This is a genomic window from Wolbachia endosymbiont (group A) of Beris morrisii (assembly GCF_964028185.1).
Taxonomy (GTDB): Bacteria; Pseudomonadota; Alphaproteobacteria; order Rickettsiales; family Anaplasmataceae; genus Wolbachia.
In genome coordinates, this window is record NZ_OZ034760.1 from 1,241,427 (window position 1) to 1,254,651 (window position 13,225).

Annotated in this window: 15 protein-coding genes, 1 tRNA gene and 1 pseudogene; 11 read left to right on the forward strand and 6 right to left on the reverse strand. The window is 35.6% G+C overall.

The genetic code is table 11. The features are described 5' to 3' along the window. Positions 1-2 precede the first annotated feature (2 nt). From lepA to ABWU69_RS06590, 11 genes are all read left to right on the forward strand, one after another. Positions 3-1,799, forward strand: coding sequence for a translation elongation factor 4 (gene lepA, locus ABWU69_RS06540; protein ID WP_353285104.1), 1,797 nt, complete (start codon positions 3-5; stop codon positions 1,797-1,799). A 617-nt stretch (positions 1,800-2,416) separates the two neighbouring features. Continuing rightward, positions 2,417-2,554, forward strand: coding sequence for a hypothetical protein (locus tag ABWU69_RS06545; protein ID WP_265026082.1), 138 nt, complete (start codon positions 2,417-2,419; stop codon positions 2,552-2,554). Continuing rightward, on the forward strand, positions 2,539-3,132 hold the full coding sequence (locus ABWU69_RS06550; protein WP_353285000.1) for a transposase: 594 nt from the start codon (positions 2,539-2,541) through the stop codon (positions 3,130-3,132). Before ABWU69_RS06545 ends, ABWU69_RS06550 begins: the two co-directional genes overlap by 16 nt. Continuing rightward, complete coding sequence (locus ABWU69_RS06555; RefSeq protein WP_353284975.1) at positions 3,074-3,487, forward strand: transposase; 414 nt, start codon at positions 3,074-3,076, stop codon at positions 3,485-3,487. The genes ABWU69_RS06550 and ABWU69_RS06555 overlap by 59 nt, the downstream gene beginning before the upstream one ends. Before the next feature lie 599 nt (positions 3,488-4,086). Next, positions 4,087-4,317, forward strand: a complete 231-nt coding sequence (locus tag ABWU69_RS06560; RefSeq protein WP_265034407.1) for a hypothetical protein — start codon at positions 4,087-4,089, stop codon at positions 4,315-4,317. A 97-nt stretch (positions 4,318-4,414) separates the two neighbouring features. Continuing rightward, positions 4,415-4,540 carry a hypothetical protein gene (locus tag ABWU69_RS06565; RefSeq protein WP_265025856.1) on the forward strand — a complete coding sequence of 42 codons (126 nt, stop codon included), beginning with the start codon at positions 4,415-4,417 and terminating at the stop codon, positions 4,538-4,540. A 25-nt stretch (positions 4,541-4,565) separates the two neighbouring features. After that, on the forward strand, positions 4,566-4,709 hold the full coding sequence (locus tag ABWU69_RS06570) for an IS110 family transposase (RefSeq protein ID WP_265025857.1): 144 nt from the start codon (positions 4,566-4,568) through the stop codon (positions 4,707-4,709). A 226-nt stretch (positions 4,710-4,935) separates the two neighbouring features. After that, on the forward strand, positions 4,936-5,118 hold the full coding sequence (locus ABWU69_RS06575) for a hypothetical protein (RefSeq protein ID WP_353285105.1): 183 nt from the start codon (positions 4,936-4,938) through the stop codon (positions 5,116-5,118). A gap of 361 nt (positions 5,119-5,479) precedes the next feature. Next, the gene (locus ABWU69_RS06580; RefSeq protein WP_265035013.1) at positions 5,480-5,611 is read left to right on the forward strand and encodes a hypothetical protein; all 132 of its coding nucleotides are present in this window, start codon (positions 5,480-5,482) and stop codon (positions 5,609-5,611) included. Positions 5,612-5,654: 43 nt separating this feature from the next. Then, positions 5,655-6,185, forward strand: coding sequence for a phospholipase D family protein (locus ABWU69_RS06585; RefSeq protein ID WP_265025859.1), 531 nt, complete (start codon positions 5,655-5,657; stop codon positions 6,183-6,185). A 109-nt stretch (positions 6,186-6,294) separates the two neighbouring features. Continuing rightward, a complete protein-coding gene (locus ABWU69_RS06590; RefSeq protein ID WP_265035012.1) occupies positions 6,295-6,837 on the forward strand; it encodes a hypothetical protein in 543 nt (180 codons plus the stop codon). Positions 6,838-7,523: 686 nt separating this feature from the next. On the opposite strand, the pseudogene ABWU69_RS06595 reads toward ABWU69_RS06590, so the two are convergent. The 6 genes and pseudogenes from ABWU69_RS06595 to ABWU69_RS06620 form a co-directional block, all read right to left on the reverse strand. Continuing rightward, positions 7,524-7,659, reverse strand: a pseudogene (locus ABWU69_RS06595) (IS66 family transposase); the annotation flags it as partial. A gap of 81 nt (positions 7,660-7,740) precedes the next feature. Continuing rightward, positions 7,741-8,439, reverse strand: a complete 699-nt coding sequence (gene rnc, locus ABWU69_RS06600) for a ribonuclease III (RefSeq protein WP_265035009.1) — start codon at positions 8,437-8,439, stop codon at positions 7,741-7,743. Between the two features lie 92 nt (positions 8,440-8,531). Next, a complete protein-coding gene (locus ABWU69_RS06605) occupies positions 8,532-9,599 on the reverse strand; it encodes a quinone-dependent dihydroorotate dehydrogenase (protein WP_353285106.1) in 1,068 nt (355 codons plus the stop codon). A 129-nt stretch (positions 9,600-9,728) separates the two neighbouring features. Continuing rightward, a tRNA-Cys gene (locus ABWU69_RS06610) sits at positions 9,729-9,800 on the reverse strand. Between the two features lie 5 nt (positions 9,801-9,805). After that, the gene (locus ABWU69_RS06615) at positions 9,806-10,702 is read right to left on the reverse strand and encodes a class I fructose-bisphosphate aldolase (RefSeq protein ID WP_253309992.1); all 897 of its coding nucleotides are present in this window, start codon (positions 10,700-10,702) and stop codon (positions 9,806-9,808) included. A gap of 64 nt (positions 10,703-10,766) precedes the next feature. Beyond that, complete coding sequence (locus ABWU69_RS06620) at positions 10,767-13,073, reverse strand: AAA family ATPase (protein ID WP_265035006.1); 2,307 nt, start codon at positions 13,071-13,073, stop codon at positions 10,767-10,769. Positions 13,074-13,225: the final 152 nt, after the last annotated feature.

Sequence of the window (13,225 nt, forward strand, 5' to 3'; positions counted from 1 at the left end):
AAATGAACAACATAAGAAATTTTGCAATAATAGCGCATATAGACCACGGTAAGTCAACGCTTGCTGACCGTTTAATAGAGAAATGTAACGGCCTTGAAGCAAGAGAAATGATCAATCAAATACTCGATTCAATGGATATAGAGCGTGAACGTGGCATTACAATTAAAGCACAGACGGTAAAACTCAATTATACGGCAAACGACGGTAATCAATATTGCCTAAATCTCATGGACACCCCAGGTCACGTTGATTTTTCTTATGAGGTAAGTCGAAGCTTAGCTGCATGTGAAGGTTCGCTTTTAGTGGTAGATAGTAGCCAGGGCGTTGAAGCACAAACCCTTGCAAATGTATATAAAGCTATTGACAACAACCATGAAATAATAGTTGTGCTCAATAAAGTTGATCTTCCTGCTGCAGATCCAGAAAGGGTAAAACTCCAGGTTGAGGAAATAATTGGTATTGACGCAAGTGAGTCAGTTTTAATATCAGCCAAGACTGGTCTTGGAATAAAAGATGTACTGGAAGCAATAGTGGCAAAACTTCCAGCTCCTCAAGGTGATGTAAATGCTCCATTGCAAGCAATTTTAGTTGATAGTTGGTATGACACTTACTTAGGAGTAGTAATTTTAGTGCGAGTTAAAAATGGAGTGCTAAAAAAAGGCATGAGAATTGTTATGATGTCTAATAATGCTACATATCAAGTGGACAATATTGGTATTTTCACCCCTAAAAAAGTTATGACGAGTGAGCTTTCAGCGGGTGAAGTTGGTTTTATAACTGCTTCAATGAAGGAAGTAGCAGACTGCAAGGTAGGGAACACTATCACTGAGGAAAAGAGACCTTGTAGTGAAGCACTTCCTGGATTTAAAGAAGTGCATCCTGTGGTATTTTGTAGCATTTTCCCTCACAAAACGGATGATTTTAAATATCTAAGGGAAGCTCTAGAAAAGTTACATTTAAATGATGCAAGTTTTACCTTTGAAGCTGAAACTTCAAATGCACTAGGCTATGGATTTCGTTGTGGTTTTTTGGGAATGTTGCATCTTGAAGTTATTCAAGAAAGACTCGAAAGAGAGTTTGATTTAGATCTAACAGCAACTGCGCCGAGTGTTATATATAGGGTTACAACACAAAGTGGTGAAGTTTTGAATATTCATAACCCAAGTGATATGCCAGATCCAATAAAGATTGAAATGGTAGAGGAACCGTGGATTACTGCAACAATAATGGTCCCCGACCAATACTTGGGAGAGATTCTATCTCTATGTGAAGAAAGGAGGGGAGAACAGGAAGATTTATCTTACATTGGTAACACAACAACAGCATTATTAAGATATAAATTACCACTGTCTGAGGTTGTTTTTGACTTTTATGATCGATTAAAATCAATTTCCAAAGGATATGCAAGCTTGGATTGGGAAATTTCCAGCTATCTGGTAAGTCAAATAGATAAATTAAGCTTTTTAATTAATGGAGAGCCCGTAGATGCATTAGCCTGTATTGTTCACAAAAGTAGGGCAGAAAAAAGGGGGCGTGAAATATGTGCACGCTTGAAGGATCTAATACCACGTCAGCAATATAAAATCGCGATTCAAGCGGCAGTGGGCGGAAAAATTATTGCCAGAGAAACGATTAACCCATACAGAAAAGATGTAACAGCTAAACTCTATGGTGGAGATGTAACGCGAAGAATGAAACTACTTGAAAAGCAAAAAAAGGGTAAAAAAAGGTTACATTCTATAGGGAACGTAAATATTCCACAGAATGCTTTTATTCAAGCCTTGAAGATAAGTGATTGATCTTAAAAGACTTCTTGTATAGTTTTTGGCAACAACCGTTAGAAACAAAAAACTTACTTGACACCCTTTGCCAGCCCCCTTATCATGAGACTGAAGCTATTGTATTTGCTTTCGCCAATCTGCAGATTAAAAGGTAAGGATTACTTAATGTATCGGCGTCTTATGTTCAATTTTTTGCAGTATATAGATACTGTATGTCTTTACAAAACTTCATCTACATCTAGATTTTTATCTAAATAAGCTGAACGCGCTTATAAAGCGTTACAAGACATCAAAAAATGCCAATACTCGACAGAGATAGTAAAAGACTAGCTAACTCGGGGATTCTTTGTCTTTTTTTCTGCTTAGTAAATTTCTTAAACATTTGCAGCGTAAGTTAGTTGCAATTAAAAGCAGCTAAATCTTGCTTGTCAAGCGTTTAAAACATAAAAAACGCCAATATTTTAAAGCGGATAATAACCACGGGGCTTCTTTTGCCTTTTTTTTCGTTTGGTAAATTTCTTAAATATTTATGACTAAAAGAGCCCGTGAAGGGTGTCATTCCAGTCCTTGACACTGGAATCCAGCTTTTTCATAATCATCAAAACGTTGTACTTTAACATAAAACGGCTACTTTTATGCTTACCAACTTAATAAAATTCCTGGATCCCAGTGGGCTTTGTTGCATAGCAACCGAAAAAATCTGGTGGCTACTGACAAAATTCATTATAAATAACCATTTAACTGTTGAAGAAAAAATATGCCACAGAAAATGAAAGTCAGTAACCAAAACGAATATAACAAATTCCTTGAAAAAAGGGGAAATATTTTTCGTTACATCGATGAAGCTATCGAAAATTGGTATGAAAATAGTCCAAAAATGCAGGGCGGCAACTATATTTACAGTGATAAAGTCGTAATTTTGGTGCATATAATTGTCAATCTTTTTAGAATTGGTTTAAGACAAACGGTGGGGTTTATAAAAGGATATCTGCAACAAATAGGAAAAAATTTGGCAGTTATCAGCTATTCACAAGCATCAAGAAGGTTTAAAAAACTTAATATTAAGATAAATGATTGCAGGGTTGATAAAAGCAACATGGAAAATATTGAAATTATCATAGATAGCACAAGTATCAGCATTTACAGTAACACTCCTGGCCACAGTAAGGAAAACAGTGCAGATAGAAAGTACCGAAGCTACGAGCAAGTAAGAAAGTTACATGTTATGTTAAGTGTGAATAGTAAAAAAGCTATAGCTGCAAGATACAGTAATGGCGTCTACTCTGACCACTATGGAGCTTGCGATTTGCTTGAAGAAGTTAATTTTCAGCACAAAATTATATGCAGATAGGGCATACGATAGGCACAAACTTTATAAATTGTGTAAGAAATACGATATAAAGACAAAAGTTCTACCAAAAAAGGATGCAGCAGAACATTCAAAAATAGATTATATGTCTGACAGAAATGCTGCTATTAGGTTAATAAAATTATATGGACAAGATGGTGTAAAAGAGTGGAAAAAGGAAGCAATTTATGGAAAGAGATCTTACATAGAAGGATTTTTCTCAAGGTTGAAGCAAGTATTTGGATTTAGCTTTAGGAATAAATCTGAAGTAAATCGTGAAAAAGAATTACTAATTAAGTGCTATTTGCTCAACAAATTCACTGATATTGGTATGGCTAAATTTGAAATCATTACATAAATTTGTCGTAAACCATCACTGCTTAAGGTGCTATGCAACAAAGCCATCCCAGTGTCTGGGCACTGGGATGACAAGAGAAGGTACTGGATGACACCCTGACAACCGTCATCCCGCTACGTGTTAGCGGCTAAGAGATACCACGGCGGCATGACGTAGAGCTCGCATTAGCTATACTTTTATACTCACCAACTCAGCTGGATCCAAGTAGTCAAAGCACTGGAATGACAATGTGGAGTGTCTGCTTCTGTCATCCTATGATAGGATCCAGTCTAAAAAAAAAGACCTGGATTGTATCTTAAAAAAAGTCAAAAGACTATGATAAGCAAAGGAGTGATACTGTGTCTGGGTAAAAACCGTTGCTGGCTTAAAGCAAAATGTAGTACGAACGGTAGGTGGATCTAAAAGATCGAATTACAATCCTGTATACAACATTTGCATTGATTATATTTATAGGTAAAAAAATGGCTAGAATAAATTTTATGGGAGTAGATGTTTCCAAGGGAACATTGAATTAATGGCAAGCATAAGCGCATAGCAAACATGAATGATGCTATATCTAAGTTTATAGAAACAAATATAGTCGATTTACCCATCAAGTTATGTGTAAACCGGCGGCTACGAAAAACTCGTTGCAAAATTGTTACAAGATAACTGTCCATAAAGCTCACCCGAATCGGGTATATGCATTTGCCAAAGCTTGCAATCACTTCGCAAAAACTGACAAATTGGATGCTAAATTACTGGAAAAATACGCTGAATTTATCAGTAAAGACGGTGAAGTAAAAGGATGTACAAAAGCAAGAAGAATTAAAGGAGCTAGGAGCAGTTGAGCGTAATTTAAATCATGCAAATAAGTGTCGTCTGCAAAATGCAACGGGAAAAGCTAGAGAATATATAGAAAGACAGATAGAGTTTGCTGAAAAACAATTGAAGGAAATTAGGCAAGACATAGAAGACGTGATAGCTGAATTGAAAGGAAAAAATGAGCTTTTAATCAGCTATAAAGGTATTGGGTCAAAGACGGCGAGCGTTCTACTGACAGAGGTTTGGTAGATTAGAGAATAGAGAAATTGCATGCTTGGTTGGAGTTGCACCTAAAACTAGCGAAAGTGGAAGAAAAGTTGGCAAAGCTCAAATCAAAGGAGATGCAAGGAAAGCACTATACATGTCAGCTCTTGTTGCTATGCGCCACAACAGAAAAATGAAAGCAGCGTTTGGTTGATTCTGGCAAAGCTGCTAAGGTTGCATTAGTTGCTGTCATGAGAAAAATTATCGTTTGTTTAAATGCCATGATAAAAAATAACAATTTTTATCTTGACTCTTAAGACGGTAGATTCCAGTGCCCACTTTCTTGTCATCCAAGTAGCTCCTTTCTCGTCATTCAAGTAGCTGACACTGGTTTCCATCCAAGACGGCAGTGCCCAGACATTGGAATCCAGAAAAATTGATTGTGCACTATACAACATTTTCGATCAAAAGCTGGATTCCAGACTGGAATGACAGCAGTCCTACGTCATGCCACCGCGAACCGTCATCCCACCACGAACCGTCATACCGCCGCGGTATCTCTTAGCATAGATCCCGCTAACAAGCAGCGGGATGACGGTTGTCGTTTAGCTATAAATGTTTAAGAAATTTACCAAACAAAAAAAAAGGCAAAGGAAGCCCTGGTCATTGTCTATTTTCAGTATTTGGCGTTTTTTAAGTCTTAAACACTGCAATTTAGCTGCTTTTAAGTGCAACTAACCTTAGCTAAAATGTTTAAGAAATTTACTAAGCAGAAAAAAAGGCAAAAGAAACCCCGTGGTAATTAGTGTTCACTCTCTAATCCTTCAAATTGGCGTACTATACTGTCTTAAACGACTTATAAGCGCGTTTCAGCTTATATAGGTAAAAACCTAGAAATGTTGTGAAGACATAAGGTGCACATAGTGCAAAAAATTAAAAATAAGACGCCAACTACGTTGTTTTTTTGCTGTTTAATCTGCACAGATGAAGATAACTGAATACCTTCAGTTTTATGATAAGGGGGCTGGCAAAGGGTGTCAAGTAAGTTTTTTCGTTTCTATTCCCAATAAAAGTTTGTTATATGGTTATGCAAGAAGTCTATTGACAGGTGATTAAATTATGATGTAGCCTATCGCCGTATATCCTGGGGTGGGTTGTTGTGAGGCTTTTTCACTTTTTATTCTTGTTAATGTGTTTTTCTCTGTATTACTATGCGGGTTTTATATTTTCGCCCTGCCCAAAAGCTACGGTTTGCTTTTCACCTGGAGAAGATTGTGCTATGCCGATAATCAGCGTAATAGATCAGTCTAAAAAATCTATCCTAGTTCAAGAATATACATTTACTCTTGGAACAATTGCAAAATCTTTGATCAATGCTAAAGAACGTGGCGTTGATGTTAAAGTCATTTTAGATAAATCGCAACTCTACTCAAAATATAGTGTTATAAATGAATTATTTTCAGGTGGAGTACCAGTTTGGATCGATGATAAGCCAAAAATTGCTCATAATAAGATAATGATTGTTGATAATCAAAAAGTTATCACAGGGTCGTTTAACCTGAGTAAGACAGCTAAAAAAGGAAATGCTGAAAATTTATTAATTATTACAGATTATCCTGAATTGATTCAGCAGTATGTGAAAAACTGGGAGGCACGAATGTCACAATCTTATAAATATGCTCCCAACTAATCAAGAGCACTTGCTTAAAATCAGCTCTAAAAACAGCAAGGAAGAGCTTTTTTGATTGATTGGCATAATGATTATGATATAATAAACCAAAAGTTTAAGGAATAAAGTAATGGATTACATAAATGATGCTGCCGGTAGCTACACTGCCATTCACGATTTTTTTCAAAACAACGGTGTTGGAGATTATAAAGTTCAATGCAGTTATGGTGGTGTACCGTATGCTACTGACGAATACGTACATTCTGGCGATAAATTTTGGAGCAATAATTTCATAGACTCACATTTTGGCAGGGAAATAAAAATGTATCCTCAAAGTGAACTTTTAGCTAAAGAATACGCTGGAAATACGCTGCCAGTTTCAATATCACTAGATAAGGATTTAATAAAAATAAAGGAATGTCAGAAAAAAACGAAATTTGTGGAACTAGAAAGGGAGTCAGGCGATTTAGTGTATGATAAGCAAAAGCATGTAAAGTGTTACACAACAAAGCTATCATATGATGATGTGCATATTTACAATAACGATAAAGTTTCAACATTTAGCATAAAATACGACGTGCCAAATGATCCGAAATACAGTTTAAATATAACATTTACAAAGGTTAATGATAATAAACCAGGATTTTGGCAAAAATTTAAAAACATGTTTTAACCTGACCGTTCACTGGTTTTTACTCAATCAACCAACTACATTCTGTAATATTTGGGACGTCAAAAATTGTATCTGTTCAGATGCATGGCTAATGTACAAATACTGAAACAAAAATCCAGTGCTCCCTTTCTTGTCATCCCAGTGCTTGACACTGGGATCCAGATTGGGCACTAAGTTGGTAAACACGAAAGCGGTTAATCCTTTACAACGTTTTTGATGGAACTGTGCGAAAGGACTGGATGCCAGTGTCACGCACTGGCATGACACCCATTTGTTCCTATAGTTGTCTTTTCTCGTCTACCTTATTTTGCCACTCTGCTGAACAGATACCAAAAATTGACTTTATTTTTCTTGAGCTTTTTTTAATTTAAAATAAATACAGAAGCTTGTATCTTGAAATTTGCTGCAAGTGCAATTGCTTTCTAGCTATCTTTTATGGTATCTGTTCAGCTAAGCAGTGTGAGAGATAATATAGCTAAACTGACTTAGATTTACCGATAATTTGAAAAACAAAAATTCGTCATTCCGCTACTTGTTAGCGGAATCTATGCTGAGATACCGCGGCGGTATGACGTAGGAAAACCTTTCTTGGGTTAGCTATATCAGTTAATATTAAATTTTATAATTAAAAAATATGCTATTTTTTAAAACTTTCATTCTCCTTGACTCTGTCAACTTCACAAAACAACTCTTGGACCAAATGTATCTGGCATAACACCTTTTGGTAACTTGCTACTTCTTTTTTTTCCGCATCTCCAACAACGGCCATTGATATTCCACCACATAAGGCTTAATTTTTGGTAGATCAACTTTTTTATGAATAATACTATGCTTCTCCTTAAATTGACCATTTCCCCTAAACGCTATTAGCTTCCTTAAAACTTACATTAATGCCTATTTTGCCTAAACTGAAGCGTTTTTTCCAATTTTTTCTAGCATCAACTCAGCAGCTTTTTGTTCAGCAATCTTCTTACTAGAAGCGCATGCAGAAACTTTACCATAATCTTCTATGCAAACTGATATAGTAAATTCAGGATTGTGTGCTGGTCCAGTTTGTTTTACAAGCTCATATTCTGGTAAAGGCAATTTGCTTTTCTGAGTCCACTCTTGCAGTGAGGTTTTAGGATCTTGAGGGGGGTCAAGCATACTTTTAGCTAGCTTTTCCCAATATTGGATAATAAATTTTTCAACATTTTCAAGCCCGCCATCAATATAAATTGCACCTATTAGTGCTTCAAGCGAGTTTTCTAAATTTTTTAGGTTACATCTTCCTCCATTGCAGCGTTCACTATTATTCATAATGATAAAGCTGCCTAATTTTATTTCTTTAGCAACATTAGCAATGGTGTTGCCACAAACTAAATCCGTCTTTCTTTTTGCCAATGCTCCTTCTTTTTCTTCAGGAAATAGTTTAAACAGTGTGGCAGATACGACCATATTCAAAACACTATCGCCCAAAAACTCTAGTCTTTCGTAGCTTACAATCTGGTTTTTGCTATTCCTTTTATTTACGCTTGGGTGAGTTAGTGCCTCTTCTAATATTGCATAATTTGTAAATTTATAATCAATGATTTTAGATATTGCATCATTCAAATTTTTCATACCCATTGTTTAAAAGAAAAGCACTTCCTACCACACCTTTATATCAGAGAATTAGTTTAGTTTTACTAAAATAATATCAACAACTTTCAAAATTAATGTATACAACCCACCACCTCACTAATGTTACTAAATCCATCCCTTCTTACTAATTCTGCAAGTTCCAGATTGATTTTATCCACAACTTGAGGCCCTTGGTATATGAGAGCAGTGTACAGTTGCACTAAAGAGGCTCCTGCCTTTATTTTTTTATATGCATCAGCACCACTTGAGATTCCTCCGCACCCTATCAATAATATTTTGCCCTTAGTAAATTTGTACATATCGCCCAATAACTCGGTTGAAAGTTTGAACAGTGGTTTGCCACTCAATCCGCCACTTTCGTTGTGGTGGGAATGCAGATTATCTCTACTTACCGTAGTGTTGCTTACTGTTAATCCGTCAATCTTATATTCCAACGCAAGCTCAGCGATATTTTCTTTCGTTTGCTGATCTATATCTGGTGAGATTTTTAATATTATTGGTATGGATTTAGAATTATCAATTGATTTCCGGATGGATTTCAACAATTCCGATAATTCTTGCTTATTGTGCAGATTGCGTAAATTAGGCGTGTTTGGGGATGAGATGTTCAGCACTATATAATTGCTTTTTCCATATACCATCTTTATTAAATCAACATAATCACGGATTTGGTCTTTCGATGCACTATTTTTTCCTATATTTATACCAAAAATGCAGTCATCAAGCTTGGTTTCATCTATTTGTTTAAGAAAATAGTCTATTCCTTTATTGTTAAATCCCAATCTGTTAATTACCCCTTGATCTTTAATTAACCGAAAAATTCTTGGTTTTTTGTTTCCATATTGTGGATTACGAGTTACAGTACCAGTTTCAATAAACCCAAAACCAAATGAAAGCATAGGCTTTATAACTTCTGCATTTTTGTCAAAACCTGCAGCCAAGCCTACGGGGCTTCTGAGCTTATTACCAAAAAAATTCACACTCAAAGATTCTGGTAGCTCTATAGGATTCTTATAAGGTATTTTCTTTAATGCCATGATTGCCAAAGAGTGAGCAACTTCAGGCGGCAGTAAAAACAATAAATTACGTAATATCATTTTGTAAAACACTTTGCTTATTTTTAGTTTATTTTTTACCATGAAACGCTATAAGAGTATAACCATAACTTAAAAAGAATTGATTTTACTTATGAATAATTTTCTCTATAGGTTACACACTTAAAGCTACTGTTGAATTGAGCAACTTTTACAAGATATAGAAAATGAAAGAGGCCGGGACCGGAATTGAACCGGTATAAAAGGATTTGCAGTCCTCCGCATAAGCCATTCTGCCACCCAGCCGTTTTTTATGTGTAGATATCCATTATATCTTTTAGCATAGATAAAGCTTCCTCCCTTTTGCGTTGAAAAGTGTTACGTCCAATGATTGAACCATTACCACCTCCCTGCTTAATTTCTTTCGCTTCATTGCATATGTCATCTACTTCCTTCGATTCGCCACCAGAAAAAACTACTATTCTTTTCCCTGCAAAGCAAGATTTTTTAATATATTCAATTCTTTTAGATAATGATTCAATATTTTCTGTTTCTATCTTTTCTTTTTCCAAATATCTAGTTGGAAGCTTTACTTTGATTATATTAGCGCCAAGTAAAGCTGCTATGTGCGCAGCATAGGCAATAACATCAACTGCTGTTTCACCTTCTTTGGAAATTCCTTCACCACGTGGATAAGACCATAGCACTACTGCAAGCCCATAAGATTTGGCTTCAGCTACGATTTCACGAGCTTCTTCCATCATATCAAAACACTTGGCAGAACCAGGATATATAGTAAATCCAACAGCCAAGCAGCCCAAACGCAGCGCATCTTTCACAGAAGAGGTTATTGCTTGATCAGAAGTCAGATTTTTTGAATGTAAGGAGTTGGAACTATTAAGTTTCAAAATAAGTGGGAGCATTCCAGCATAAGTCGAAGCACCAGCTTCAATCATACCAAGTGGAGCAGCATATGCACTTACTCCCGAATCAACCGCAAGCTGAAAATGATAATGTGGGTCATAAGCATCGGGATTAACTTCAAAGCTTTTTATTGGCCCGTGCTCAAACCCTTGGTCTACAGGCAGAATCACTAACTTGCCAGTGCCACCAAGCTTTCCATGCATGAGAATACGAGTAAGGTTTGCTTTTACCCCGGGGTTTTCACTTTCGTAGTAGCTTAGAACTTGTTTTACTTTATCACTTATCACTATAATTCAAATTAAATTTAAGTTATAAATTGTAACAAAGATGAAGTTCAATACAAGGATTTTAAACTATATCAAAAGCAATTTTATTTGCTACTTTATTCATATAAATTCTTAATTTCTTTCCTTTTGTTAATTTACGATTCAGTATTTCTTCCGCTAAGTAACTTTTTATCTCTTTTTCAATAAGTCTCTCTATCGGACGTGCTCCCATTTCTTTACTATAACCCATTTGTACAAGATAAGATTTCACTTCATCCTCTACCAAGCAGTTTATGCCTTTTTGCGTCAGTTGCTTTTTCAGTTCTAGGACAAATTTGTCCACAATATGCAAAATCACATCCGTACTTAAGTCAGAAAAAGAAATAATCGCATCAAGACGATTACGAAATTCAGGGCTAAAAACCTGTTCTATCGCTTTTTCACTATCACCAATGTTAAAATTTTTATGCCCAAAGCCAACAAAACTTTTGCTGCGTTCAACTGCTCCTGCATTAGTTGTCATAATTAAAATTATATTGGAAAAGTTAACTTTACGTCCGTAAGTGTCTGTAACACAACCATAATCCATAATTTGTAGCAATATATTATAGATATCGCTATGGGCCTTTTCAATTTCATCAAGCAACACAACACTATATTGATTGTTAGATACAGACTCTGTGAGTAATCCACCCTGATCATAACCTACATATCCAGGAGGAGAACCAATCATCCTTGATATCGTATGAGATTCAATGTATTCGGACATATCAAAGCGTATAAGATTCATGCCCATGCTTTCTGCTAATTGTTTTGCTAGCTCGGTTTTACCAACACCGGTTGGCCCTGCAAAAAGATAATTTGCTAAAGGCTTATTGTAATTTCTCAACCCAGATTTAGCAATTTTAATAGAACTAACAAGAGATTCTATTGCCTGCTCTTGGCCAAAAATCACCTTCTCTAGATTAGCTTTTAAAGACTTTACTTTCTGCAAATCATCAGATTCAGATCCGCAAGGCACATTTGTAATTCTAGTAATGGTATTCTTAATATCTCTACTATTTACAATTTTACCCCTGTTTCTTAGCAATTTACAATATGCTCCTGCCTCATCAATAACATCAACCGCTTTATCAGGTAATATTCGCCCAGTAATATACTTATGCGAAAGTTCAGCCGCAGACCTAATGGCATTCTTTGTATAATATACTCCATGATACCCTTCATAGTAGTGCTTTATACCATCTAGTATCTTTATCGTTTCATTAACAGAAGATTCTTTAACATTAATTTTTTGAAACCTTCTCGCTAGTGCTTTATCTTTTTCAAAACTAGTGCTGTATTCTCTATATGTAGTTGCACCTATACAACGCAGTGTACCTCTTGCAAGCGCAGGTTTGAGTAGGTTACCTGCATCAAGAAAGCTACCACTTGTAGAACCTGCTCCAATGATAGTGTGTATTTCGTCAATAAAAAGGATAGCACCTGGTTTTGCCTCAATCGCTTTTATTATAGATTTTATTCTCTCTTCAAAATCACCTCTGTAGCGTGTCCCTGCAAGGAGTGATCCTAAATCCAAAGCATAAATTACACTGGACCTGAGCGCACTCGGAACACTGCCTTCAATGATCTTCAATACCAAACCCTCAACTATTGTTGTTTTGCCAACACCTGGGTCTCCAACATATAAAGGGTTGTTTTTTCTACGCCTCAATAATATTTCTATAGTGCGATTTAATTCATAATCACGACCAATAACATAATCTATTTTTTTGCTTCTTGCATAGTCATTTAAATTTTTACAATAACTTTGTAGAATTTCCTCATCTTTTAGTAGCTCACCTTTATTTACTGTAGTAGGAGCGTCATTATTTTTATCAAGTTTTACTTTATGATTGGTGGTGTATTCATCTATATCGTTAGAGTATTTCATATTAGATATATGGTAAATCAAATTGGAATCTTTCGCACTTTGTTTCTGCAATAGATCTTCAACGTAGAAATCTTGCCCAGACAAAATTTCTACTAGAACACTTGCTCCATTTATTTCTTTTTTCCCCAAGCTATGAGCCCGTATTATTGCTCTGTGTATTATGCATTGAAACATTGAGCTAGGTTTAACTCCACTGATAATCAATTCAGAACTGCTTTGTAAAAACCCTTTTATATTATTATTATAATCATTAGCCTTAATATTGCATCTTGATAGAATGTTATCCATATTGATGATTTCATCGGCTCTGATATTACATCTTGATAAAACGTAATTTACGTCCACGTCTTTAGTTAACGCCAGCAATAAATGTTCTACTTTCGCATATTTTAGATTAAAATTAGAAGCAATGAGTAGCGCTCTATTCAAACTTGCCTCTAAGTTTTTGGAAATCATCTTCTATTCTCTTTAAAAGTGGGAACTCATATATAATGAATAGCACACAATTATTAAAAAAATTGAAATCCAGGAGTTCGCTGTAGCCAATTTGAATCCCCACTATGGATCTACGTCATAGCACCGCGATATCTCAGCATAGATTCCGCTAA

What these genes read in the sequence shown, in the direction of transcription:
- lepA (WP_353285104.1), top strand. Translation starts at nt 3, where the DNA reads ATGAACAACATAAGAAATTTTGCAATAATAGCGCATATAGACCACGGT.
- ABWU69_RS06545 (WP_265026082.1), top strand. Translation starts at nt 2,417, where the DNA reads ATGCTTACCAACTTAATAAAATTCCTGGATCCCAGTGGGCTTTGTTGC.
- ABWU69_RS06550 (WP_353285000.1), top strand. Translation starts at nt 2,539, where the DNA reads ATGCCACAGAAAATGAAAGTCAGTAACCAAAACGAATATAACAAATTC.
- ABWU69_RS06555 (WP_353284975.1), top strand. Translation starts at nt 3,074, where the DNA reads ATGGAGCTTGCGATTTGCTTGAAGAAGTTAATTTTCAGCACAAAATTA.
- ABWU69_RS06560 (WP_265034407.1), top strand. Translation starts at nt 4,087, where the DNA reads ATGTGTAAACCGGCGGCTACGAAAAACTCGTTGCAAAATTGTTACAAG.
- ABWU69_RS06580 (WP_265035013.1), top strand. Translation starts at nt 5,480, where the DNA reads ATGAAGATAACTGAATACCTTCAGTTTTATGATAAGGGGGCTGGCAAA.
- ABWU69_RS06590 (WP_265035012.1), top strand. Translation starts at nt 6,295, where the DNA reads ATGGATTACATAAATGATGCTGCCGGTAGCTACACTGCCATTCACGAT.
- rnc (WP_265035009.1), bottom strand. Translation starts at nt 8,439, where the DNA reads ATGAAAAATTTGAATGATGCAATATCTAAAATCATTGATTATAAATTT.
- ABWU69_RS06605 (WP_353285106.1), bottom strand. Translation starts at nt 9,599, where the DNA reads ATGGTAAAAAATAAACTAAAAATAAGCAAAGTGTTTTACAAAATGATA.
- ABWU69_RS06620 (WP_265035006.1), bottom strand. Translation starts at nt 13,073, where the DNA reads ATGATTTCCAAAAACTTAGAGGCAAGTTTGAATAGAGCGCTACTCATT.